General features: G+C 66.6%; 24 protein-coding genes and 1 pseudogene. 7 read left to right on the top strand and 18 right to left on the bottom strand.

Going from position 1 to position 21790, the window contains the following annotated elements; translation table 11 throughout:
* Positions 1-71 precede the first annotated feature (71 nt).
* Together dtd and ACFVIV_RS02685 are read left to right on the top strand one after the other, a co-directional pair.
* Positions 72-515, top strand: a complete 444-nt coding sequence (gene dtd / locus ACFVIV_RS02690; protein ID WP_379193008.1) for a D-aminoacyl-tRNA deacylase — start codon at positions 72-74, stop codon at positions 513-515.
* 20 nt (positions 516-535) lie between these two features.
* Positions 536-1135 carry an AAA family ATPase gene (locus tag ACFVIV_RS02685; protein WP_379193007.1) on the top strand — a complete coding sequence of 200 codons (600 nt, stop codon included), beginning with the start codon at positions 536-538 and terminating at the stop codon, positions 1133-1135.
* On the opposite strand, the gene ACFVIV_RS02680 is transcribed toward ACFVIV_RS02685, so the two are convergent.
* Positions 1128-1535, bottom strand: coding sequence for a nuclear transport factor 2 family protein (locus tag ACFVIV_RS02680; protein ID WP_379193006.1), 408 nt, complete (start codon positions 1533-1535; stop codon positions 1128-1130). The two genes, ACFVIV_RS02685 and ACFVIV_RS02680, sit on opposite strands and share 8 nt — an antisense overlap.
* Positions 1536-1606: 71 nt before the next feature.
* On the opposite strand from ACFVIV_RS02680, the gene ACFVIV_RS02675 reads away from it, so the two are divergent.
* Complete coding sequence (locus ACFVIV_RS02675; protein ID WP_379193005.1) at positions 1607-2515, top strand: LysR family transcriptional regulator; 909 nt, start codon at positions 1607-1609, stop codon at positions 2513-2515.
* Positions 2516-2681: 166 nt separating this feature from the next.
* Here the strand turns inward: ACFVIV_RS02675 and ACFVIV_RS02670 are convergent, their stop codons facing one another.
* The 14 genes from ACFVIV_RS02670 to rplN all read right to left on the bottom strand — a co-directional run bounded on the left by ACFVIV_RS02670 (position 2682) and on the right by rplN (position 11439).
* Entirely contained in the window at positions 2682-4241 is a 1560-nt protein-coding gene (locus ACFVIV_RS02670) for a YncE family protein (protein WP_379193004.1), read from the bottom strand.
* Between the two features lie 98 nt (positions 4242-4339).
* Positions 4340-5140: a type I methionyl aminopeptidase gene (gene map, locus ACFVIV_RS02665; protein ID WP_379193003.1), complete on the bottom strand. Its 801-nt coding sequence runs from the start codon at positions 5138-5140 to the stop codon at positions 4340-4342.
* Positions 5141-5686 (bottom strand): adenylate kinase, encoded by a 546-nt coding sequence (locus tag ACFVIV_RS02660; RefSeq protein WP_379193002.1) that lies wholly within the window; start codon positions 5684-5686, stop codon positions 5141-5143.
* Positions 5683-7005, bottom strand: a complete 1323-nt coding sequence (secY, locus tag ACFVIV_RS02655; protein ID WP_379193001.1) for a preprotein translocase subunit SecY — start codon at positions 7003-7005, stop codon at positions 5683-5685. The genes ACFVIV_RS02660 and secY overlap by 4 nt, the downstream gene beginning before the upstream one ends.
* Positions 7006-7161: 156 nt before the next feature.
* Positions 7162-7605, bottom strand: a complete 444-nt coding sequence (gene rplO, locus ACFVIV_RS02650) for a 50S ribosomal protein L15 (RefSeq protein ID WP_379193000.1) — start codon at positions 7603-7605, stop codon at positions 7162-7164.
* 3 nt (positions 7606-7608) lie between these two features.
* Positions 7609-7788, bottom strand: coding sequence for a 50S ribosomal protein L30 (gene rpmD / locus ACFVIV_RS02645; protein WP_379192999.1), 180 nt, complete (start codon positions 7786-7788; stop codon positions 7609-7611).
* Position 7789: 1 nt separating this feature from the next.
* Positions 7790-8425, bottom strand: a complete 636-nt coding sequence (gene rpsE, locus ACFVIV_RS02640) for a 30S ribosomal protein S5 (RefSeq protein ID WP_379192998.1) — start codon at positions 8423-8425, stop codon at positions 7790-7792.
* A 31-nt stretch (positions 8426-8456) separates the two neighbouring features.
* Positions 8457-8864 (bottom strand): 50S ribosomal protein L18, encoded by a 408-nt coding sequence (gene rplR, locus ACFVIV_RS02635; protein ID WP_379192997.1) that lies wholly within the window; start codon positions 8862-8864, stop codon positions 8457-8459.
* A gap of 3 nt (positions 8865-8867) precedes the next feature.
* Positions 8868-9407 carry a 50S ribosomal protein L6 gene (gene rplF, locus ACFVIV_RS02630; RefSeq protein ID WP_379192996.1) on the bottom strand — a complete coding sequence of 180 codons (540 nt, stop codon included), beginning with the start codon at positions 9405-9407 and terminating at the stop codon, positions 8868-8870.
* Between the two features lie 14 nt (positions 9408-9421).
* Positions 9422-9820, bottom strand: a complete 399-nt coding sequence (rpsH, locus tag ACFVIV_RS02625; RefSeq protein WP_379192995.1) for a 30S ribosomal protein S8 — start codon at positions 9818-9820, stop codon at positions 9422-9424.
* 175 nt (positions 9821-9995) lie between these two features.
* On the bottom strand, positions 9996-10181 hold the full coding sequence (locus ACFVIV_RS02620; RefSeq protein WP_029923637.1) for a type Z 30S ribosomal protein S14: 186 nt from the start codon (positions 10179-10181) through the stop codon (positions 9996-9998).
* A gap of 4 nt (positions 10182-10185) precedes the next feature.
* Positions 10186-10752, bottom strand: a complete 567-nt coding sequence (gene rplE, locus ACFVIV_RS02615) for a 50S ribosomal protein L5 (protein WP_354986625.1) — start codon at positions 10750-10752, stop codon at positions 10186-10188.
* 1 nt (position 10753) lies between these two features.
* Positions 10754-11068: a 50S ribosomal protein L24 gene (gene rplX, locus ACFVIV_RS02610; protein ID WP_040855258.1), complete on the bottom strand. Its 315-nt coding sequence runs from the start codon at positions 11066-11068 to the stop codon at positions 10754-10756.
* A gap of 2 nt (positions 11069-11070) precedes the next feature.
* Entirely contained in the window at positions 11071-11439 is a 369-nt protein-coding gene (gene rplN, locus ACFVIV_RS02605) for a 50S ribosomal protein L14 (RefSeq protein ID WP_067543786.1), read from the bottom strand.
* A 355-nt stretch (positions 11440-11794) separates the two neighbouring features.
* On the opposite strand from rplN, the gene ACFVIV_RS02600 reads away from it, so the two are divergent.
* Both ACFVIV_RS02600 and ACFVIV_RS02595 read left to right on the top strand, forming a co-directional pair.
* A complete protein-coding gene (locus tag ACFVIV_RS02600; RefSeq protein WP_379192994.1) occupies positions 11795-13849 on the top strand; it encodes a M13 family metallopeptidase in 2055 nt (684 codons plus the stop codon).
* Between the two features lie 72 nt (positions 13850-13921).
* The gene (locus ACFVIV_RS02595; RefSeq protein ID WP_379192993.1) at positions 13922-15976 is read left to right on the top strand and encodes a M13 family metallopeptidase; all 2055 of its coding nucleotides are present in this window, start codon (positions 13922-13924) and stop codon (positions 15974-15976) included.
* Between the two features lie 30 nt (positions 15977-16006).
* On the opposite strand, the gene ACFVIV_RS02590 is transcribed toward ACFVIV_RS02595, so the two are convergent.
* From ACFVIV_RS02590 to ACFVIV_RS02580, 3 genes are read right to left on the bottom strand one after another with little or no spacing between them, the layout of a single operon-like run.
* Positions 16007-16363, bottom strand: coding sequence for an MmcQ/YjbR family DNA-binding protein (locus ACFVIV_RS02590; protein WP_379192992.1), 357 nt, complete (start codon positions 16361-16363; stop codon positions 16007-16009).
* 53 nt (positions 16364-16416) lie between these two features.
* The gene (locus ACFVIV_RS02585) at positions 16417-17778 is read right to left on the bottom strand and encodes a SagB family peptide dehydrogenase (RefSeq protein WP_379192991.1); all 1362 of its coding nucleotides are present in this window, start codon (positions 17776-17778) and stop codon (positions 16417-16419) included.
* Positions 17779-17809: 31 nt separating this feature from the next.
* Positions 17810-18790, bottom strand: coding sequence for an ABC transporter substrate-binding protein (locus ACFVIV_RS02580; protein WP_379192990.1), 981 nt, complete (start codon positions 18788-18790; stop codon positions 17810-17812).
* 194 nt (positions 18791-18984) lie between these two features.
* On the opposite strand from ACFVIV_RS02580, the gene ACFVIV_RS02575 reads away from it, so the two are divergent.
* On the top strand, positions 18985-20085 hold the full coding sequence (locus tag ACFVIV_RS02575; RefSeq protein WP_379192989.1) for an AMP-binding protein: 1101 nt from the start codon (positions 18985-18987) through the stop codon (positions 20083-20085).
* A 472-nt stretch (positions 20086-20557) separates the two neighbouring features.
* A pseudogene (locus tag ACFVIV_RS02570) lies at positions 20558-21655 on the top strand (glycosyltransferase family 4 protein); the annotation flags it as partial.
* Between the last annotated feature and the right edge of the window lie 135 nt (positions 21656-21790).

The raw sequence follows: 21790 nt of genomic DNA, 5'->3' as shown, positions 1-21790 counted from the left end.
AGTTCGCTGAAGGGGCTAATTCCGAGGATGTACATCTTTCGTCGAATTCGCAATCTGCGATGATCGGAGTCGTGCGAGTACTGGTGCAGCGGGTGAGTTCGGCTCAGGTGACGGTGGACGGCGAAGTGGTCGGGCGGATCGATCCGGCCGCGCACGGCGCGCCGCAAGGTCTGGTCGCGCTGGTCGGCGTCACGCACAGTGATACCGAGGCGACCGCGAAAGCTATGGCGGACAAGCTGTTTCGACTGCGTATCCTCGACGGCGAGCGATCCGCGGCGGATTTGGGTGCGCCGGTGCTGGTGGTCAGTCAGTTCACGCTCTACGCCGATACCGCGAAGGGGCGGCGGCCGTCCTGGTCGGCTGCCGCGCCGGGACCGGTGGCGGAACCGCTGGTCGAAGCGTTCGCCGCGACGCTGCGGGAGCTCGGCGCGACGGTTGCCACGGGGCGATTCGGGGCGCACATGCATGTCGAACTGATCAACGACGGTCCGGTGACGATCCTGCTGGAGTCCTGAGCTCGGCTAGCCTGGCGATCATGCTGCTGTGGATCAACGGGCCCTTCGGGGGTGGCAAGACTCAGACCGCATTCGAACTGCACCGCCGGTTGCCCGGCAGCGTGGTCTGTGATCCGGAGGAGGTCGGATTCGGGCTGCATCGCATCATTCCGCGGGAGCTGCGCGGGGATTTCCAGGATCTGCCCGCGTGGCGGCAGGGCGTGTACGAGGCGCTGGACCTGGTGCTGAGCAAGCATGACGGGCCCGTCATCGCGCCGATGACGGTCGTGGAGTCCGCGTACTTCGCCGAAACCGTTGGGCGGCTTCGGGAGAAGGGGCATGATGTCCGGCATTTCGCGCTGCTCGCGGAGCCCGAGACCGTGCTGAAACGGCTGCGGGAGCGGGGGTTGTGGGGGCTGCGGCACGAGAGTTTCGCCGTCGATCATGTGGACCGCTGCCTGACCGCGTTGCGGCGGCCCGAATTCGCCGAGCACATTCACACCGACACCATCGATATCACCGATGTCGCCGATCGCATCGCCGCCTCGGCCGGGCTGACGCTCACGCCGAATACCGATGGGCCGCTGCGGAAGCGGCTGCGGCGGGCCGCGGTGGGGGTCAGGCATATGCGCCTCATGTGAGGGGTCGTACCAGCACACGCTCCACCAGGGCCGTGTCACAGTGCTCGACGACCTCCGCGATCCGTCCATCGGCCATGGTGAAAATGAAACAGTAGGTCTGCTCGTACACCGCATCGGCGGTGGTCACCCCGTGCCCCCGGGCCTGCACCACCACCCGGTCCGCCTCGGCCAGCACCCACTCCGCCTCGATCCGATAGGCACCGGCGAACTGCGCCATCAGCGGCCGGAGCAGACCGTGCAGCACAGCGGTTTTCGGCTCCCAGGTCCCCGCCCACGACCATTGCCCGGGAAAGGTCCACCGGCAGTCCTCGGCCAGTGCGTCGGTGAGCGCGCGGCCGTCACCGGCGGCGAGGCGCTCGAAAACGGTTCGAATGATCTTCTTGTTCTCCACGGTGTTCACATCAGCGAACCTACGACCGCCGAACCCATGCGACCAGCGAAAGTCTCGCATACGTGGTATCACATTCTCGCATGGGTGAATTCACCGTCTCCGGCCTCCGCGTGGTGCGCGAGGCCGCCCGCACCGGCTCCTTCACCCGGGCGGCCGAACGCCTCGGCTACACCCAGTCCGCGATCTCGCGTCAGATCACCCTCATGGAACAAGCCGCCGGGCATCCCCTGTTCGAACGCCTCGCCCGCGGTGTCCGCCCCACCGCGGCGGGCCGAATCGTGCTGCGCCACGCCGATTCCGTACTGGATGCCCTCGACACCGCCCGCGACGAACTCCGCGATCCGCTCCCACCCGCCCGGCTGCGCGTCGGCGCCTTCGCCACCGCGCACGCCGCACTGGTCCCCCGCTCGATCGCGCAAGTGGCCGGGCGCCATCCCTCCGCCGAAATCCGCCTCCGGGAAGGCACCAGCCCCTCCCTGCTGACCGCACTCGCACGTGGCCGGATCGACCTCGCGGTTCTCTCCGGTGTCATCGAACCCCCTGAACAGGTGGAAATCACTGCCCTACTCGATGATTCGCTGTACGTCGCCATACCCGCGGCCCACCGGCTGGCCGGTCGCACCACCGTCTCCGCGACCGCCCTGCGCGACGAGAAATGGATAGTCGGCAGCGACGAATCCCGCACCGCACTGCTCGGCGCGTGGACCGGCGCGACCCGGCATCCGCACATAGCCCACATCGCCCGCGACTGGATCGCCAAACTGGGCCTGGTCGCGGCGGGTCTCGGCATCACGGTCGTCCCCGGCCTGGCCGTACCCGCCCTCCCCGCAACGATTTTCATTGCCCGCATCGACGATCCGGCCGCCGTCCGCCCCACCGTGCTCGCCTACCGCCGCGGTACCGACACCGCCCACCACCCCTTCCTCGACGCCCTCCACGACACCGCCGCCGACCTCACCGCCGAGATCCGCCATCGCCTGCGGGCCTGACCACCAGCGATGATCGACTGATGATCATGACGCCACGGGCGGAGTTATGACCATCTGAGCCAATTCCACCGAGATCCATTGTGGTCGTGCGCATTTGATGGCAAGTTACGGATCACGGGACATGGAGGCGAGACTCCGCCGCCTCCATGTCGCGTCCAACTTCCCCTCAGCGCGGGATCACCGTCACGGTGTTGAAGCTCAAGCCGTAGACCGTGTGCGAACTCGGATCGACCGCGACGCCGATCAGGTAGGTTTTACCCCCGCCGAGCATGCCGATGCTCTTTCCGGTGTTGGTGTCGATCACCCGGATCTGGTTGGCGTCGTCATCGGTCGCATACAAGACGTCCCTGCCAGGATCGATGGCGAGAAAGCCACTGCCCCCGTTCGGAATCTTCTCCTTCGGCATGCGCGCCACCACATCGACGACCGCAATCTGATCCGAGGAGGTCACGTAGGCGATGCCGGCGGCCGGATCGAACGCGACGTCGAGGGCCCCGCCGATATCACCGCCCACATCGACGTACCCGGTCACCCGCTGCGCGGCGAGATCGACGATCACCAGCCCCTGGTTCGACCGCTGCTGCGACCCCTGGTCGTAATGGCCCCCGATATAAGCCGCCTGCCGGTCCGGATCGATTGCCACCGCCATGGCATTGGCGCCCACCGGAATAGTCGCCGTGATCGTGGCGGCGACCGGATCGATCACCGACAGGGTGCTCGTATCGTTCGTGATCACAGGGTTCGGGTCTTGATACTTCCGCGGCCTTTCGCTCGCCTGCAGACTGGTGCTGCTCACGACGTAGACGGTGTGCGTCCGTGGATCGACGGCGACATCCCAGGAATTCTTCCCGGTGGTGAGCGTCGAGAGCACGGCGTTCTTCGTAGTGTCGATGATCGAGACCGAGCCGTTGACCGGGCTGCCCGTGGTGGCGTCCCCGCGCCCCACCACGTACAACCGGCGCAGAACCGGATCGACCGCGATGCCCTCCGGATCGTCGGGCAGCGGAATCGTCGCGGTCGCACTGCCCTTCACCGGATCCACGACCGACACGGTCCGATCATCACTATTGGTGACGTACAACAACCCGGTCACCGAATCGAAGGCGGCGTGCGCATAGGCGCCGCCACCGGTCGACCCCACCGAGATCGACTGGTAGTCGGGCTCATCCGAGCCCGAACCGGTCAGCACGACATCGGTGACGACCGCCGCGAGCACCAGCACCGCCGCCGCCACGGCCGCACCGATCACGACTCCCCGGGGCCGGGTCGACGGCCGCACCGGTGCCGGCTGATGCGGTTGCGGGACGGGCGGATACACCGGGTGCGGCGCTTGTGGAGGCTCCGGGGTTTTCGCCAGGCTCAGCACCGGCTCGTCGAACACCAGCGGCACCTGGAGCGTCTGAAAGGCCTCGCGTATCCGGGAGACCTCGGGCCCGAGGCCCTTCAGGCAGATCGAGTGCAGATCACTCGGCGCGGCGACGCCGACCGCCATGGCCAGCGCACGCACGGTCTCCATGGCCTGCGTGGCGGTTTCCGCGGCCGAGTTGCCGCCTCGCACCGCGGGCTCGCCGCGGGACATGACAACGTGGAATTGCCCGTCCGCCGCGGTGATCAGCGCGGTCGCCTCGAAGACCTCGCCGCTGAAGTCGGCGATGATCACCCGGGTTCCGGGACCCACCGACCCGATCTTCGCGCTCAGCCAATCGGTTCGATCGACCCCCATCATCGCAATCCCCTCTCCACGCGACACGCGGCGTCGATCCTAACGACAAACGCACCCGCCTCGGAAACCGAAGCGGGTGCGTGCGAGTCGATATACCGGATCTACTCCGGGCGCAGTGTGAGGATGCGCGGGCCGTCCTCGGTGACGGCGACCGTGTGCTCCCAGTGCGCGGCGCGCGAGCCGTCGATGGTCACCACGGTCCAATCGTCTTCCAGCACCTTGGTTTCCGTGGTGCCGAGGGTGAGCATGGGCTCGATGGCCAGCACCGAGCCGACGCGCAGCTCCGGGCCCTTGCCCGGCTTGCCCTCGTTCGGCAGGAACGGATCCATGTGCATCTCGCGGCCGATGGCGTGCCCGCCGTAGCCGTCGACAATGCCGTAGGCGCGGCCGTGCTCGGCCTCGGCGGCCCGGGTGCCCAGCTCGATGGCGTGCGAGACATCGGTCAGCCGGTTGCCGGGCAGCATGGCGGCGATACCGGCCTCCATGGACAGCTTGGTGGCCTCGCTCAGCAGCCGATCGGCCTCGATGATCGTGCCGACGCCGAAGGTCCAGGCCGAATCACCGTGCCAGCCTTCGAGAATGGCGCCGCAGTCGATGGAGACCAGGTCGCCCTCGGCGAGCACATCGTCCTTGGACGGGATGCCGTGGACCACGCGGTCGTTGACCGAGGAGCAGATCGAACCCGGGAAGCCGTGGTAGCCCTTGAACGACGGGACCGCACCGGCCTCGCGGATCACCTGCTCGGCGACCTCGTCGAGTTCCAGGGTCGAGACGCCCGGCTTGGCGGCGGCGCGCACCGCCACCAGGGCGCGGCCCACGACAGCGCCGGCCGCCGCCATGGCGTCCAGTTCACCGGCGGTGCGGAAGGGCACCACCTTCTTGCTCTTGCGGCCGAAGACCATTCAGCGACCCAGGGCTTTCAGCGCCCGCGCATTGACCTCGTCCACCTCGGCGACGCCGTCGACCGTCACCACGAGACCGTCGTAGTGATCGAGCAGCGGTTCGGTCTCCTCGCGGTAGACGCGCATGCGGTTGCGGATGACCTCTTCGGTGTCGTCGCCGCGGCCGCGCGAGAGCATGCGCTCCACCAGCACGTCCTCGGGCACCACGAAGCAGAGCGCGGCGTCGAGCGCGCGGCCCTGATCCTTGAGCATCTTCTCCAGCGCCTCGGCCTGGTCGACCGTGCGCGGGTAGCCGTCGAGAATGAAGCCGTTGGTGGCGTCCGGCTCGGCGATGCGGGCCTCGACCATGCGGTTGGTGACCTCGGAGGGCACCAGGTTGCCGGCATCCAGGTACTGCTGCGCCTCGAGCCCGAGCGCGGTCTTCTCGGCAATGTTGGTGCGGAAGAGGTTCCCGGTGGAGATGTGCGGAACACCGAGCTTTTCCGACAACAGTTCGGCCTGGGTGCCTTTACCGGCGCCGGGCGGTCCGAGCAGTACGAGTCTCACTTCAGGAACCCTTCGTAGTTTCGGTTCATCAACTGGCTCTCGATCTGTTTCACGGTATCGAGGCCGACGCTCACAATGATCAACACGGCGGTGCCGCCGAACGGCAGGTTCTGCACACCGGTGTTGTTGCCCATGTTGAGGAACACGTTCGGGAGCACGGCCACCGCGCCGAGGTAGATCGAGCCGGGCAGCGTGATCCGGCTGAGCACATAGTTCAGGTAATCGGCGGTGGGCTTGCCGGGGCGGTAGCCCGGAATGAAGCCGCCGAACTTCTTCATCTCGTCCGCGCGCTCTTCGGGATTGAAGGTGATCGCGACATAGAAGTAGGTGAAGAACACGATCAGGGCGAAGTAGACCGTCACGTAGACCGGGTTGCTGGGGTTGACCAGATACTTCTGGATCAGCTCCTGCCACTTGGCCGGATCGCCGGAGGTGCTCTGCGTCAGCTGTGCCAGCAGGTTCGGCAGGTACAGCAGCGAGGAGGCGAAGATGACCGGGATGACGCCGGCCTGGTTCACCTTCAACGGCAGATAGGTCGAGGAGCCGCCGTACATCTTGCGGCCCACCACGCGCTTGGCGTACTGCACCGGAATCCGGCGCTGACCCTGCTCGACGAAGATGACGCCGACGATGACGACCAGCGCGGCCACCAGGACCAGCGCGAACTTGATGCGCGAATCGTCGCTGTCCCAGATCAGCTTGCCCTCGGCCGGGATGCGGGCCGCGATACCGGCGAAGATCAGCAGCGACATGCCGTTGCCGATGCCGCGCTCGGTGATCTGCTCGCCGAACCACATGACCAGGGCCGCGCCCGCGGTCATGACCAGCACGATGATGATCATGCCGAAAATGGAGGTGTCGGCCAGGATGTCCTGCGGGCACCCGCGCAGCAGCTGACCGCGCGCAGCGAGCGCCACCAGGCCCGTCGCCTGCAGGACCGCCAAGGCGATCGAGAGGTATCGGGTGTACTGGGTCATCTTGGTCTGACCCGCCTGGCCTTCTTTTCGCAGTTCCTCGAACCGCGGAATGACGACGGTCAGCAGCTGGATAATGATGCTCGCCGTGATGTAGGGCATGATGCCGATCGCGAACACCGAAAGCTGCAGCAGCGCGCCGCCGGAGAAAAGATTGATGAGCTGGTAGATGCCGGCGGAATCGCCGCCGTTCACCAGGTCAACACATTCTTGAATTGCTTTGTAGTCGACGCCCGGGGAGGGCAGTGCGGCACCTACGCGGTAGAGCGCGATCAGGCCCAGCGTGAAGAGAATCTTCCGCCGTAAGTCCGGGGTCCGGAAAGCCGACACGAAGGCGGAAAGCACACATCCTCCTGGCTAACGACATGGGTCAGGGCCATGGCTTCAGCGATAAGAGAGCGCCGATCCCCATGACGGTGTTGGCAGACAACACTTGAACTCTAACAGTGGCACCGGACGAGCTCTTCACTCGTCCGGTGCCGTCTGCTATTCAGCCTACCGTCAGGCCAGTTCGGTGGCAGTGCCACCGGCCGCGGTGATCTTCTCCTTGGCGGAGCCGGAGAACTTGTCGGCGGAAACCTGAACGGCCACACCGATTTCGCCCTCGCCGAGCACCTTCACGAGCTCGTTCTTGCGAACGAGGCCCTTGGCGACCAGCTCGGCCTTGCCGACGGTGCCGCCCTCGGGGAACACGCGGGCGATATCCGACACGTTCACGACCTGGTACTCGGTGCGGAACGGGTTGGTGAAGCCCTTGAGCTTGGGCAGACGCATGTGAATCGGCATCTGACCGCCCTCGAAGCGGACCGGAACATTCTTGCGAGCCTTCGTACCCTTGGTACCGCGGCCCGCGGTCTTGCCCTTGGAGCCTTCACCGCGACCCACACGGGTCTTCTCGGTCTTGGCACCGGGGGCAGGACGCAGGTGATGCAACTTGATGGTCATGCCTTAAACCTCCTCAACCTGAACGAGGTGGCGCACGACGTTGATCAGGCCACGGTTCTGCGGGGTGTCCTCGCGAACCACGGTCTGGCGGATACCGCGCAGCCCGAGGGTACGCATCGACTCCCGCTGATTCGCCTTGGCGCCGATCGTGGACTTGATCTGGGTCACCTTGAGCTGTGCCATATCAGACTCCCTGTCCCGCACGCGCGCGCAGCATGCCCGCAGGAGCCACGTCCTCGATGGGCAGACCGCGGCGAGCGGCGACCTCTTCGGGACGCTGGAGCATCTTGAGAGCGGCAACGGTGGCGTGCACAACGTTGATGGCGTTGTCGCTACCGAGCGACTTGGCCAGAACATCATGGATGCCGGCGCATTCCAGCACGGCACGGCACGCGCCACCGGCGATCACACCGGTACCCGGCGAGGCCGGACGCAGCATGACCACACCGGCCGCCGCCTCACCCTGAACCGGGTGGGTGACGGTGGAGCCGATCATCGGGACGCGGAAGAAGTTCTTGCGAGCCTCTTCGACGCCCTTCTGGATGGCCGCGGGAACTTCCTTGGCCTTGCCGTAGCCGACGCCGACCAGACCGTTGCCGTCACCGACGATCACGAGGGCGGTGAAGCTGAAGCGACGACCACCCTTCACGACCTTGGAGACGCGGTTGATGGCGACGACGCGCTCGAGCTGATTGGTCTTCTCGGCCTGCTGCTGGTCGCGACGATCGCCACGGCGTCCGCCGCGGCCTCCGTCACGATCATTGCTGCCATTCTGTCCGGCGGGACCGTTTCCGCCGTCACGCCGCTGACGTCCCGGCATCAGACGTTCCTTCCATTCGCAGTGTTGATCATCAGAACTTCAGCCCACCTTCGCGAGCGGCATCGGCCAGCGCCGCGATGCGGCCGTGGTAGTCGTGACCACCACGGTCGAACACGACCGCCTCGATGCCGGCAGCCTTGGCGCGGGCGGCGATGAGCTCGCCGACCTTGGCGCCCTTGGCGGACTTGTCACCCTCGAGCGCACGCACATCGGCCTCGATGGACGACGCGGCGGCAATGGTCTTGCCGGCGGAGTCGTCGATCAGCTGGGCGTGCAGGTGGCGCGAGGAACGGTTGACCACCAGGCGCGGACGCTCCGGGGTTCCGACGATCTTCTTGCGCAGACGGAAGTGACGACGCGTCTTCGACAGACGACGCGCGGTCGAAACATCCTTGCCGAGCGGCTTGCGCTTGGCCTTCTGATTCTCAGTCTGTGCCATGGCTTACTTACCCGTCTTTCCGACCTTGCGGCGAACGACCTCACCGGCGTAGCGGATGCCCTTGCCCTTGTACGGGTCGGGCTTGCGCAGGCCGTGGATGACCGCGGCGATCTGACCGACCGCCTGCTTGTCGATGCCGGACACCGAGAACTTGGTGGGCGCCTCGACCTTGAAGGTGATGCCCTCGGGGGCAACGACCGGAACCGGGTGGCTGTAGCCGAGCGCGAACTCCAGGTCCGAGCCCTTCTGCTGCACGCGGTAACCGACGCCGAAGATTTCCATCTTCTTCTCGTAGCCCTGCGTGACACCGATGATCATGTTGTTGATCAGGGTGCGGGTCAGGCCGTGCAGGGAGCGGTTGCCACGCTCGTCGTTCGGGCGAACGACCTCGAGCTCACCGTTCTCGGCCTTGTTGATGGTGATCGGCTCCGCGACCACGTGCGACAGGGTGCCCTTGGGACCCTTGACCGCGACGTTCTGGCCGTCGATGGTCACCTCGACGCCGGCGGGAACCGGAATCGGCTTCTTACCGATACGCGACATTGTTCCTACCTCCCTTACCAGACGTAGGCGAGGACTTCCCCGCCCACACTCTGCTGCTTGGCCTGACGGTCCGTGAGCAGGCCCTTGGACGTGGAGATGATCGCCACGCCGAGGCCACCCAGCACCTTGGGCAGGTTGGTGGACTTCGCGTACACACGCAGACCCGGCTTCGAGACGCGACGCACGCCCTGCAGGGAGCGCTCACGGCTGGGGCCGTACTTCAGGTCGACGATCAGGGTCTTGCCGACGGCCGCGTCTTCGGTGCGGTAGTCGGCGATGTAGCCCTCGCGCTTGAGGATCTCGGCGATGTTCGCCTTGAGCTTCGAGTGCGGAGCCTTCACCTGATCGTGGTACGCCGAGTTGGCGTTGCGCAGACGGGTCAAGAAGTCTGCGATGGGATCAGTCATGGTCATGTTTTTGACCGTTTACCTTTCTCGCCGCGGTTCCCATTCAGCACCGTTCTCAGGAGCGGTCGTGGGCCTACAACGAAGTGGGGTTTGTGCTCCCCGGTTACCCGGAGAACCGTTTCTTCTCCAATGGCCCGGCCGCGTAACGGGTGGCCGGGACATCGAAAAGTCTTGGGGGGACTTACCAGGAGGACTTGTGCACGCCCGGCAGCTCACCGCGGTGAGCCATCTCGCGCAGGCACACGCGGCACAGGCCGAACTTGCGGTAGACCGCGTGCGGCCGGCCGCAGCGCTGGCAACGGGTGTAGGCCCGCACCGCGAACTTCGGCTTGGCGTTGGCCTTGTTGATCAGAGCCTTCTTAGCCATCTGCTCAGTTCTCCTTGAACGGGAAGCCGAGGTGCTTCAGCAGCGCGCGGCCTTCTTCGTTGTTGGTCGCGGTGGTCACCACGGTGATGTCCATACCCCGCGGACGGTCGATCTTGTCCACGTCGATCTCGTGGAACATCGACTGCTCCGAGAGACCGAAGGTGTAGTTGCCGTTGCCGTCGAACTGCTTCGGCGACAGGCCGCGGAAGTCGCGGATACGGGGCAGCGCGATGGAGATCAGGCGATCCAGGAACTCCCACATGCGATCGCCGCGCAGGGTGACCTTGGCGCCGATCGGCATGCCCTCACGCAGCTTGAACTGCGCGATGGACTTGGTGGCCTTGCGGATCTCGGGCTTCTGGCCGGTGATCAGGGTGAGGTCGGCGACCGCGCCGTTGATCAGCTTCGCGTCACGGGCGGCGTCGCCGACACCCATGTTCACGACGACCTTCACGACACCCGGGATCTGCATCACGTTGTCGTAGTTGAACTCGCTCTGCAGCGCGTCCTTGATCTCGGCGCGGTAGCGCGCCTTCAGGCGCGGCTGCACCTTGTTCTCAGTCGAAGTCATCTCAGATGTCCTTCCCGTTGCGACGGGAGATGCGGACCCGCTTGCCGTTCTCGTCGGTGCGGTAGCCCACGCGGGTCGGCTTGCCGTCCGAATCGACGACCATCACGTTGGAGGCCTGGATCGGCGCTTCCTGGGTGACGATGCCGCCGGAGCTGGCGCCACGCTGGTTCGCGGAGTTCGCGACGTGCTTCTTGATGCGGTTCACGCCCTCGACCAGGACCTTGCCGGTCGCGGGGAAGGCCTGAATGACCTTGCCCTTCGCGCCCTTGTCCTTGCCCGAGATGACGATGACCGTGTCGCCCTTGTGCACCTTCATGGTCAGAGCACCTCCGGAGCCAGCGAAACGATCTTCATGAAGCGCTTGTCGCGCAGTTCACGGCCGACGGGGCCGAAGATGCGGGTGCCGCGCGGATCGTTGTCCGCCTTGATCAGCACCGCGGCGTTCTCGTCGAAACGGATGTAGGAACCATCCGGACGGCGGCGCTCCTTGGTGGTGCGCACGACGACAGCCTTGACGACATCGCCCTTCTTGACGTTGCCGCCGGGGATGGCGTCCTTCACGGTGGCGACGATGACATCGCCGATACCGGCATAGCGACGCGCCGAACCACCGAGCACGCGGATGCAGAGGATTTCCTTCGCACCCGTGTTGTCGGCGACGCGCAGTCGCGACTCCTGCTGAATCACTTCAGCTCCTCCTAGACCTGGACGTAATGCACGCCGGATTGCCGACCCGACGGGCATGGTCAGTTGCCACCCAAACGCGCGCCTGCCAGCGGTTTTCGGAACATCAGAGATGATCAACCACTGTGGGTTCGCGGCCGGATCGCGGGTACAGCTCCCGCAGGCAACCGGTCTAGTGTAGCGAAACCGCAGGTGGCGCCCAAATCAGGGTGGGCAGAGTCACCCGCGGGCGGATCCGCGGGGCGCACCGCGGCGGATTCAGCGATTCCTCAGCCGGGTCCATTAGCGTCGGCGCGAGCTAGTCGAACATCAGAGCTACGTCAGAGCAACATCCGATATCCGTCAGAGGAGATCCGCGTTGACCGAGCGTTCGCACGCTCCTGCTGTAGGTCGCATCGTCACCGACCGCCGTACTCTACTGAAGGCCCTGGGCCTCGTTCCACTCGTCGCATTGGCGCCGGCCTGTTCACCGGACAAGCCGAGGCAGCTCAGCGGCCCCGACATGTCCGGCTCGGATCCGGGGGTGCGGCCCCAGGACGACCTGTACCGCTACGTCAACGGCAAGTGGCTGGACAACTACAAGCTGCCGCCGGACAAGACCTCCTACGGCACCTTCGCCGAGGTCGAGGAGCGGACGCAGCAGCAGCTGCACGGGATCGTGGAAGGGATTCACGACCCGAAGGACGGGACCGACGCGCAGAAGATCCGCGATCTCTACGACGGGTATATGGACTCCGCCGAGGTCGACAAGCTGGGGATGACGCCGCTGCGGGATCAGCTGGCGCGGATCGATGCCGCCGCCGGCAAGCCGGAGCTCGCGAACGCCATGGGCGCGCTGCCGCTGTCCGGGATATTCGGGCTGTTCGTCGGGGTGGACGATCGGGACGCGAGCCGGAACATCGCGCAGATCAATCAGTCCGGGCTGGGGCTGGACGAGCAGTACTACCGAGATCCGCAGTTCGCCGAGATTGTCGAGGGGTACAAGACCTTCCTGGAGCGCATCGCCACCGGGGCGGGCTTCGCCGATCCGGCCGGGATGGCGCAGCGAGTGCTGGATCTGGAGAAGCGGATCGCCGCCGGGTTCTGGGACAACGTGCGACTACGGGATCCGCAGGCCGGCTACAACAAGCTGTCCTGGACCGAATTGACCGCGCTGGGAACCCAATTCGAATGGGATCAGTGGCTTGCCGGGCAGACGGACCGGCCCCGTGAGCTGTTCGGTTCCGTGCTGGTGCGGCAGCCCTCGTATGTGACGTCGGCCGCCGGGCTGTGGGGCGAGGTGGACATCGACACCTGGCGCGATTACCTGCGGCTGGATCTGGTGCGCAGCTGGGCGAACTATCTGCCGGGCGCCATCGCCGACGCGCAGTTCGAGTTCTACGACAAGATGCTCAACGGGCTCGAGCAACGCCCGGAGCGGTGGAAGTCCGCCATCGACACCGTCAACGCCAATATCGGCGAGTTGCTCGGCAAAGAGTATGTGGCGCAGTACTTCCCGGCCGATTCCAAGGAAGCCGTGCAGGCGCTGGTGGCCGATCTGATGGCGGCCTATCGCGCGGATTTCGAGAATTCGGCCTGGATGTCACCCGCCACCCGCGACGCCGCGATCGTGAAACTCGGCAAGATCGACACCAAGATCGGGTATCCGGACAAGTGGGAGGACTACTCCGGCCTCGCCATCACCCGCGGCAAACTGCTCGAATCCCTGATAGCCGTGCAGACTTTCAATGCCAAGCGCATGTTCGGCAAACTCGGCGAGCCGGTGGACAAAACCGAATGGGGCATGCCGCCGCAAACCGTCAACGCCTATTACGACCCGACGCGCAACGAAATCGTCTTCCCCGCCGGGATTCTGCAGGCCCCGTTCTTCGCCGCCGATGCGCAGGCCGCGGTGAACTACGGCGGCATCGGCGGCGTCATCGGCCACGAGATCGGCCACGGCTTCGACGATCAGGGTTCGATGTACGACGGCGACGGCAATCTGAAGGACTGGTGGACCCCGGAGGACCGAGCCGCGTTCGACACCAAGACCAAACAGCTCATCGCTCAGTACGACGCCCTGGTGCCGACCGGTCTCCCGTCGAACGACCACGTCAACGGCGCTCTCACCGTCGGTGAGAACCTGGCCGATCTGCGCGGCCTCGGCATCGCGCTGTCCGCCTACGCCATCGCCGAGAAGCGCAATGGCACGGACAATCCCGATCTGCACCCCGTGTTCGAATCCTGGGGCCGGATCTGGCGCATCCAGCAAACCCCGGAATCCCTGGAACAGCAGTTGCAGGGAGACCCCCACTCCCCCGGCGAATTCCGCTGCAACCAGGTGGTCCGCAATATCGAACAGTTCTACGCGACATTCGGGGTCGCAGCGGGCGACAAGGAGTACCTGCCGCCGGATCAGCGCGTCACTCTCTGAGTTCTGTGGGTAGCCTCGTTCCAGCCAGTCATGCCTGGTGCGGCGCCGCCGCATCTTCAGAGAGGGGTTCTCGTGACTTCGTCGGGTCCGGTCCGTTTCGACCGCCGCGCCTTCCTGGTGGCGCTCGGGCTCACGCCCGCCGCCGCCCTGCTGGTGTCGTGCGCCAAGGACGAGACGGACGGCTCGACGACCACGAAACCATTGGCCGGGCCCGATATGTCGGGCTCGGATCCGGCCGTCCGGCCGCAGGACGATCTGTACCGGCATGTCAACGGCAAGTGGCTGCAGGAGTATCAGCTGCCCGCCGACAAGGTCACCTTCGGAACCTTCGACGAGGTCGGCGACCGGGTCGAACTCCAGTTGAAGGAGATCATCGAGGGCATCTCCGATCCCGAATCCGGTAGCGAGGCACAGCAGATCCGCGATCTGTACGACGCGCGGCTGGATCTCGACGAGATCGAGAAGCTCGGCGTGACACCGCTGGCCGACCTGTTCACGCTCGTCGACAAGGCCGCGGACAAGGCGGAACTGGCGAAGGTAATGGCCACGCTGCCGATCGGCGGCGTCATCGGGCTGGGCATCAGCATCGACCAGAAGAACTCCAGCGCCTACATCCCTTCGGTCGGTCAGTCCGGCATCGGGTTGGGCGAGCAGTACTACCGCAAGCCGGAATACGCCGACAAGCTCGCCGCCTACAAGACCTACCTGGAGAAGATCGCCGCCGGAGCGGGCTTCAGCGATCCGGTCGCCATGGCCGCGCGGGTGCACGAGCTGGAGACCCGCATCGCCGCCGGATTCTGGGACCGGGTCAAGCTGCGTGATTCCGAGGCCACCTACAACAAGATGTCCTGGGCCGAGATGACCTCGCTCGCCCCGCAATTCGATTGGGATCCGTGGCTGCTGGGCAATACCGACCGCCCCAAGAGCCTGTTCGACACGGTGATCGTGCGCCAGCCCTCGTATCTCACCCACGCGGGCGGCCTGTGGCACGACGTGGATATCGCCGTGTGGCGGGACTACCTGAAGCTGTATCTGGTGCGGGATTTCGCCCGGTTCCTGCCGAAGTCCATCTCCGATGCGAACTTCGAGTTCTTCGGCACCATCATGAACGGCCTCGAGCAGCGTCCGGAACGCTGGAAGGGCGCGGTATCCACCGTCAACGAGAACCTCGGCGAGCAGCTCGGAAAGCTGTACGTGGACAAGCACTTCCCGCCCGAGGCCAAACAGCGCGCGCTGGAGATGGTGGCCGACCTGAAGGCCGTCTATGCGGAGAACTTCCGCAATTCCACCTGGATGACCCAGCACACCCGCGATGCCGCCCTGGCCAAGCTCGACAAGATGGTCGCCAAGATCGGCTATCCGGACACGTGGGAGGACTACTCCGGTCTGCAGATCACCCGCGGCCGCCTGATCGAATCCCTGCGCGCCGTCAACGCTTTCGAGACCAAACGCGCGCTGGATCGGCTCGGCAAGCCGGTCGACAAGTCCGAATGGGGTTCACCCCCGCAGACCGTCAACGCCTTCTACTCCTCGGTCAACAACGAGATCAGCTTCCCCGCGGCCTTCCTGCAGCCGCCGTTCTTCGACAAGGACGCCCAGTCCGCCGTCAACTTCGGCGCCGGCGGCGCGGTCATCGGCCACGAGATCGGCCACGGCTTCGACGATCAAGGCTCACGCTACGACGCGGACGGCAACCTGAAGGACTGGTGGACCCCCGAGGACCGCGCCGCCTTCGAAACCCGCACCAAGAACCTCGTCGGTCAGTACGAGGCGCTGGTACCGGAAGGGCTGGCCCCTGACAAGCACGTCGACGGCCGGCTCACCCTCGGCGAAAACGTGGCCGACGTCCGCGGCCTGCAAATGTCCCTCGCCGCCTTCCGCCTCTCCGAAAAGCGCCGCGGCGTGGACAATCCGGACTACGTACCCCTGTTCCAATCCTGGGCCCGCAACTGGCGCGACAAGTCCACCCCGGAGTACGCCGAGAATCTGCTGGCCAACGACACGCACGCCCCCAACGAATTCCGCGCCAACCAGGTGGTCCGCAATCTGGCGGAGTTCTACACCGCCTTCGGCGTGAAAGAAGGCGACAAGCTCTTCCTGCCCGAGGACCAGCGCATCACCTTCTGAGGAAACCGGCCCAGCGACAGCTCGTGCGACTCACCCGGCGGATCCGTCCGCCGCGTGTTCCTCCACGAGCTGCCGGGGCGCGGCCTGGCGCCAGGAGTCCAGGATGATGGCTTCCAGTTCTTCTCGGTCGTCGAGGGTTGCCAGGCGGACTCGCACCCACGCGTTGTACGCCTCGTGGGTGGCGATCCAGAACTTGTGGGGTTCGGATCGGACCAGTTCGTCGCGGTCGGCGATCGGGCAGCGGACCGCCATGGAGGTCTCGCTCTCGGGGAGGGTCAGGAAGAGCTTTCCCTTCACCCGGAAGGTGGGCATGTTCCACTCCAGCAGTTCCCGGGTTTCCGGTAGCGAGAGCGCAACTGCGCGAACATCGTCCCCATTCGCCGTCATACCGGTGATGTTTCCAGCCGGGTGTGACATTCGGCCACTCCGCCCGGGAGGGGTCAGCGGGCGGGGGTGCCGATGATCATGCTGCCGACGTTGCATTCCTCCAGTTCGTCGACGCCGGTGGCGGCGGTGAAGGCGGCGGTGTCGCTGAAGCCCTGGGCTACTGCGCCCAGGCCCATGGCGGTGGCGGCGAGGTAGAGGGTCTGCATGAGGACGCCTACGTGTTTGAGGATGTTGGCGTAGGGGACGCCTTCGTAGGACCACATGACCCGGCCGGCGCGGGCGCCCATGAGGAGGACCACTTGGGGTTCGGCGGCTTCGGCGAGGGTGGCGGAGGTGGTTTTCAGGAGGCGCTGGACCGCGGGGGAATCGGCGGGGGCGACCGGGCGCAGGGCGTGGTCGAAGGAGTCGTAGTGGTACATGCCGGGGGCCATGCCCGCGACGTGGCGGACCACGGGGTAGAGCTCCAGTTCGTGGACGCTGCCGCCGGAGGGGTAGGGGCGGGAAGGCAATTCGTCGCCATCGGGGGTGGTTTCGACCGAGCGGGTGCGGGCGGTGCGGTAGAGGAGTTCGGCCAGCTGAGCCAGGGTGATCGGATTGGCTTCGTCGAAGGCGCGGGTGGAGCGGCGGTCCTCGAGGACGGCGGTCAGGCTGGGGTCCGCGATGCGGAGGGTCTCGAGATCCGGCGTCGGGAGGGCCAGTGGCTCGCTCGAGTAGGCGGGCTTGCGCGCAGGCGGCGGGGGAAAGGCGTCCTTCGCCCATTTGGTGGGGCCGAAGTGGTCCCAGGTGAGGACGCGGGGGCCCAGGGTGCTGCGGCGGTGGAACCACAGATCGGAGGGGGTCCAGCTGCGGGTGGTGAAGGTGTGGTCCTCGGTGGCGAGGTCGGCGGTGAAGCCGCCGCGGTGGAGGTCGGCGGCCAGCTGGGCCGAGATCTCTTCGGACAGGCCCAGTTCCGAGGGGGTGGAACCGGCGGCCAAGGCGAGCAGGCGGGGATCGTGGATGCGCAGGTCGCACCAGGAGGTGGGGTGCTCCAGCACCAGGCCCTCCGAATCCCGGTGGATCACCGTGAATTTCGAGAGGACAGCGGTCGACGCGGAACCCGCCGGGACGGCGGGCGGGGTCGCGAAGGGACGCACCGTGTAGAGGTCGCGATCGCCGTCGCGGATGGTGCGGGTGAGCCAGCCGCCGGCGGCGAGCCGGTCGAGAAGGGTTGCGACTTCGGCGGATTCGGTCCCGCCGGTCATTTCCGAGAGAGTCGAAGGACCGCGGTTGAGGGTCTTTAGCGCCTGAATCTGGGCGGGCGCCAGTCCCGTCAGCTTCTCGTTGTGCGGCGGGTTCAGCAGTACCGCCCCGCCGGGGATGGTCAGGCAGGTGACGCCGGGACGCAGGGCGTAGCGGGTCTGGGCGTGGGACGACAACTGCGGTCCTTCGAATCTGAGTGGGTCGGAATTACTTGGCCGCGTTGGCGATCGCCGGTTCCAGCTTGTCCAGAATGTAGGGCAGGGCCAGCGGGGTCGGCTGGTTGACGGCGCTGATCTCCTGGACGGTCAGGAAGACGACGGCGTTCTTCTGCACCGCGGGGAGATCGTTGTATCCCGGGAGCCGGCGGTACTTTTCGTCCTGGCCGGGCGAGTAGCCGGCCAGCAGCAGATCGGAGTTCAGCTCGTCGAGGCGCTCGGGCGAGAGCGCGAGCCGGCCGCCGGCGCCGCCCTGGGCGACCAGCGACTGCGGAATGGTCATGCCCAGCTGAGTGAACAGGCGGCTGGAGCCGTCGTTCGGATCGGTGAGGACCATGAGCTGGGTGGGCCCGGCCAGCCAGCTGCTGATGAAGGTCTTGCCCTTGATGCCCGGGTACTTCTGCGCGATGCCGTCGATGCGGGCGTTCAGGTCGCCGACCAGCTTGTCGGCCTCGGCGGTCTTGTGCAGCACCTTGCCCATGGCCGCGACCTGGTCCGCCCACGGCGTGACGGCTTCCTTGGTCAGGCCCGGAATGGTGGGCGCGACCTGCGATAGGTCCGCGTAGGTCTTGGCGTCGGCGATGAAGGCGTCGGCCAGGATGAGATCCGGGTTCAGGGCCGCGATCTGCTCGGGCAGGCTGCCGGTGGTGTCGAGGGCCTTGGCCGACTTCAGGGATCCGGGCTCCCACGGCGCGGCGCTCTTGCTGAGCACGGAGATGTTGTCGATGTAGCCGACCGGCGTGACGCCCAGCGCCTGCACCGCGTCGAGCCACTGATTGCCCAGCGCCACAATGCGTTCGGGCACCCCGGTAATGGTGGTCTCGCCCAGGGCGTGCGCGATGGTGACGGGTTCGCCGCCGCCGGCGGGCTCATCGGAGGCGGACCCGCAGGCCGCGATTCCGAGGGTGAGCACACCCGCGAGGACGGCCACGGCCGCCCGGGTCCAGCCGCGTGCGTTGCGGACCGACTTCATCGTTGACCCTCTCCTTCTCAGAGCTGCCCGTTCCGATCCGGCACGAGCGGGAGGTGAGCCTAGCCTAATATGCGCCGACCTGGCGGAACGGTGTGGCGCGTTCGATCCCGGATGGGGCGGGCTATCGTGATCTCGCCCTGTTAGGTTAGGGTTGCATAAGTTGTTGTACGGGGGTGAGAGCGATGGAGAGCGTGGTGCGGGAACCTCTGTCCGGCGTCGAGCAGCATCGACTCGTGGACGAATGGGCCAATGGCGTCGAACTGTACGACGTTCCGGCGGTCTCCGGTCTGATCGAACGCGGTCGCCGCGTGCCGTCCCTGCGCACGGCCGTCCGCTGCGGCGGCCACATCCGCACCTATGCCGAGCTCTACGGGCATCTCGACGGCGGCGCCATCGGCGCCACCGGGCCCTCCATGGACGGCCTGGCACAGCTGCTGCGCGCTATCGCCGAATCCGCGCGCACCGGCTCGGTCCTGCCCCTCGACGGCTGCGGCATCGGGCTGACCCCCGCCGCCCTGGCCGCCGCGGCCGACGACCGCCGCGCCGTGGTCGCCGACCACCGCCCCTGTTCCACCGACCGCGCCTTCGGATCCGCCGAGGTGCGGCTGTTCGCCTCCCGCTGGGACTGCGCCGACGCCGCGGTCGAACTGCTGGCCGCCCTCGCCGACGGCGCCACCCTGGTGCTGGCCACCGAGGCCGAGCGCACCGATCCGGCCGCGCTGGCCGAACTCATCGCGAGCAGCGCCGCCACCCATGTGGTGGCCGAGGCGCACACCCTCGCCGCCATCGCCGATCTGCCCGCGCCGACGCTGCCGAGCGTGCGCCGCTGGGATGTGATCGGAACCGACTGCCCGGCAATCCTTTCCGGCCTGCTGCGCAGTATCGCGCCGGGTTCGGTGGCCGGATTCGCCTATACCGCCACCGAATACGCGGGCGTCGCCGCCCGCGGGCCGCTGGACGGCACCGGGCGGGTGCGGCCCATTCCGGGCGCGCGCGTGCTGGTGCTGGACGAGCAGCGGCGGGTGGTCGCGCCCGGCGTCACCGGCGAGGTCTATCTCGGCGGCGCGGCGCTGACGGTCGCGACGGCGGGTTCGGCGCGCGAATTCGTCACGGACCCATATGAAACCGGCCAGTTGGCCCGAACTGGTGCGCGCGGGCACTGGACCGCCGATGGCTGGCTTGTTTTCGACGTGGCCGAATCCCTGCTCGTTGCAACGACTTCGGCAGTGACCGAAACCCTCGAACTGGCCGAACTGCTCCCCGGCGACGAGGACGTCGATTACGCGGCCGCCTGAGCTGCGATAACGAAAAGTCGTACCCGCAGCGAACCACAGGGTGGCTGCGAGCGAACTTCGTGCGGATAAACTCCGAAACATTTCGAACCGCCCTGGCGGCACGATTCCGGAGATAACCTGGAATCACCGAATGGCCGCCGAGCGCGACGACGCGCCTCGGGGTGCGTTCGCATCCGGTCTCACCGAACGAGTACGACGGTGACGGCCTCACCACCGTTGCTGACGTCGTACCCATCGCATCCCGCGGTGCCACCAGGACGAGTGCACTAGCCGGCGCGACGATCAACCAGGCGTTCATACCCGCGAGCGTGCTGTCGGACCTTTCCTGCCCGGCTGCCCGCTCCATTTCTTTCCGGACGGGCAAGCCGGGCGGTCCAGTGCGGCACAACCGCTTTCGATCTTCCGCCGGTTCCGGCCACGAGGATCGGCGTCGCATCCGGACGCCGACGGTTGTGTTCCGGAAGGAGTGGCTATGAGCGCGGAATTCCCGTCTCCCGGCCTGGTATCTGAGCAGCAGCTTCGCATCGCCATGGTGGTGCCCCCGTACTTCGACATCCCGCCCAAGGCCTACGGCGGCGTCGAGGCCGTCGTCGCCGATCTGGTGGACGCACTGGTGGCCCGCGGGCACAAGGTCACGCTGCTCGGCGCGGGCGTGAACGGCACCAAGGCCGATTTCGTATCACTGTGGGACGACATTCAGGCCGACCGGCTCGGCGATCCGTTTCCAGAGGTGGTGCATGCCTTGAAGGTTCGGCGCGCACTGGAGAGACTGGCCGCGAGCGAAGGACTCGATCTGGTACACGACCACACCTTTGCCGGGGTGCTCAATACGCCCGTCTATCGCGAACTCGGACTGCCGACCGTGGTGACCGTGCACGGACCCGTGGACGGCGATCCGTACGTGTACTACCGAGAACTCGGCGAGGACGCGCACCTGGTGGCCATCTCCGACCGGCAGCGCGCGCTCGCGCCCGACCTGAATTGGGCGGGCCGGGTACACAATGCGCTGCGCGCGGAGGACTGGCCGTTCCAGCCGGTGAAACAGGACTACGCGCTGTTCCTGGGGCGGTTCACGGCCGACAAGGCGCCGCATCTGGCGCTGGAGGCCGCGCACGCCGTCGGCATGCCATTGATCCTGGCCGGCAAGTGCGCCGAGCCGCCGGAGAAGCGGTATTTCGACAGCTCGGTCGCGCCGCTGCTCACCGAGCACGACCGCATGTTCGGCATGGCCGATGCCGTGGCCAAGCGCGAACTGCTGGCGGGCGCCAGATGCCTGCTGTTCCCGGTGCGCTGGGAGGAGCCCTTCGGCATGGTGATGATCGAGGCGATGGTGTGCGGGACGCCGGTGGTGGCCTTGCGCGGCGGGGCCGTGTCCGAGGTGATCCTCGACGGCGTCACCGGCCGCATCTGCGACGATCCGGACGAGTTACCCGCGGCCATCAAGGAAGTCCAGGACTACGACCCGCAGGTCATGCGTGAGCACGTGATCGCGCACTTCGGCGCGGACACCCTCGGCCGCGGGTACGAGGAGATCTATCGCACCGTCCTGCGCACTCGCCGGCCGCGGCGGGGCGGTCGCATCACCATCCACACCTGGCCTGGTGCGCCCGTGCACCCAGCGGCCCCGCAGCCCACGCGGGCCGCGGGGACCGGGCCCGGGCGGGCCACCGCGACCACCGGCACCGCCCGGGGAGTCGGGCGTACG

It is taken from the genome of Nocardia sp. NPDC127526 (genome assembly GCF_042672265.1).
Classification (GTDB): domain Bacteria; phylum Actinomycetota; class Actinomycetes; order Mycobacteriales; family Mycobacteriaceae; genus Nocardia.
This window is presented reverse-complemented; position numbering and strand designations above follow the sequence as displayed.

Bases quoted from the DNA above. Each gene is read 5' to 3' on its own strand.
- ACFVIV_RS02620 (WP_029923637.1), bottom strand. From the start codon at position 10,181: ATGGCTAAGAAGGCTCTGATCAACAAGGCCAACGCCAAGCCGAAGTTC.
- ACFVIV_RS02580 (WP_379192990.1), bottom strand. From the start codon at position 18,790: ATGAAGTCGGTCCGCAACGCACGCGGCTGGACCCGGGCGGCCGTGGCC.
- rpsE (WP_379192998.1), bottom strand. From the start codon at position 8,425: ATGCCGGGACGTCAGCGGCGTGACGGCGGAAACGGTCCCGCCGGACAG.
- rpsH (WP_379192995.1), bottom strand. From the start codon at position 9,820: ATGACCATGACTGATCCCATCGCAGACTTCTTGACCCGTCTGCGCAAC.
- rplO (WP_379193000.1), bottom strand. From the start codon at position 7,605: ATGACCATCAAGTTGCATCACCTGCGTCCTGCCCCCGGTGCCAAGACC.
- rplE (WP_354986625.1), bottom strand. From the start codon at position 10,752: ATGACTTCGACTGAGAACAAGGTGCAGCCGCGCCTGAAGGCGCGCTAC.
- rpmD (WP_379192999.1), bottom strand. From the start codon at position 7,788: ATGGCACAGCTCAAGGTGACCCAGATCAAGTCCACGATCGGCGCCAAG.
- map (WP_379193003.1), bottom strand. From the start codon at position 5,140: ATGGTCTTCGGCCGCAAGAGCAAGAAGGTGGTGCCCTTCCGCACCGCC.
- rplR (WP_379192997.1), bottom strand. From the start codon at position 8,864: ATGGCACAGACTGAGAATCAGAAGGCCAAGCGCAAGCCGCTCGGCAAG.
- ACFVIV_RS02685 (WP_379193007.1), top strand. From the start codon at position 536: ATGCTGCTGTGGATCAACGGGCCCTTCGGGGGTGGCAAGACTCAGACC.
- ACFVIV_RS02670 (WP_379193004.1), bottom strand. From the start codon at position 4,241: ATGATGGGGGTCGATCGAACCGATTGGCTGAGCGCGAAGATCGGGTCG.
- ACFVIV_RS02590 (WP_379192992.1), bottom strand. From the start codon at position 16,363: ATGACGGCGAATGGGGACGATGTTCGCGCAGTTGCGCTCTCGCTACCG.
- rplF (WP_379192996.1), bottom strand. From the start codon at position 9,407: ATGTCGCGTATCGGTAAGAAGCCGATTCCGGTTCCCGCCGGCGTCGAG.
- ACFVIV_RS02675 (WP_379193005.1), top strand. From the start codon at position 1,607: ATGGGTGAATTCACCGTCTCCGGCCTCCGCGTGGTGCGCGAGGCCGCC.
- rplX (WP_040855258.1), bottom strand. From the start codon at position 11,068: ATGAAGGTGCACAAGGGCGACACGGTCATCGTCATCTCGGGCAAGGAC.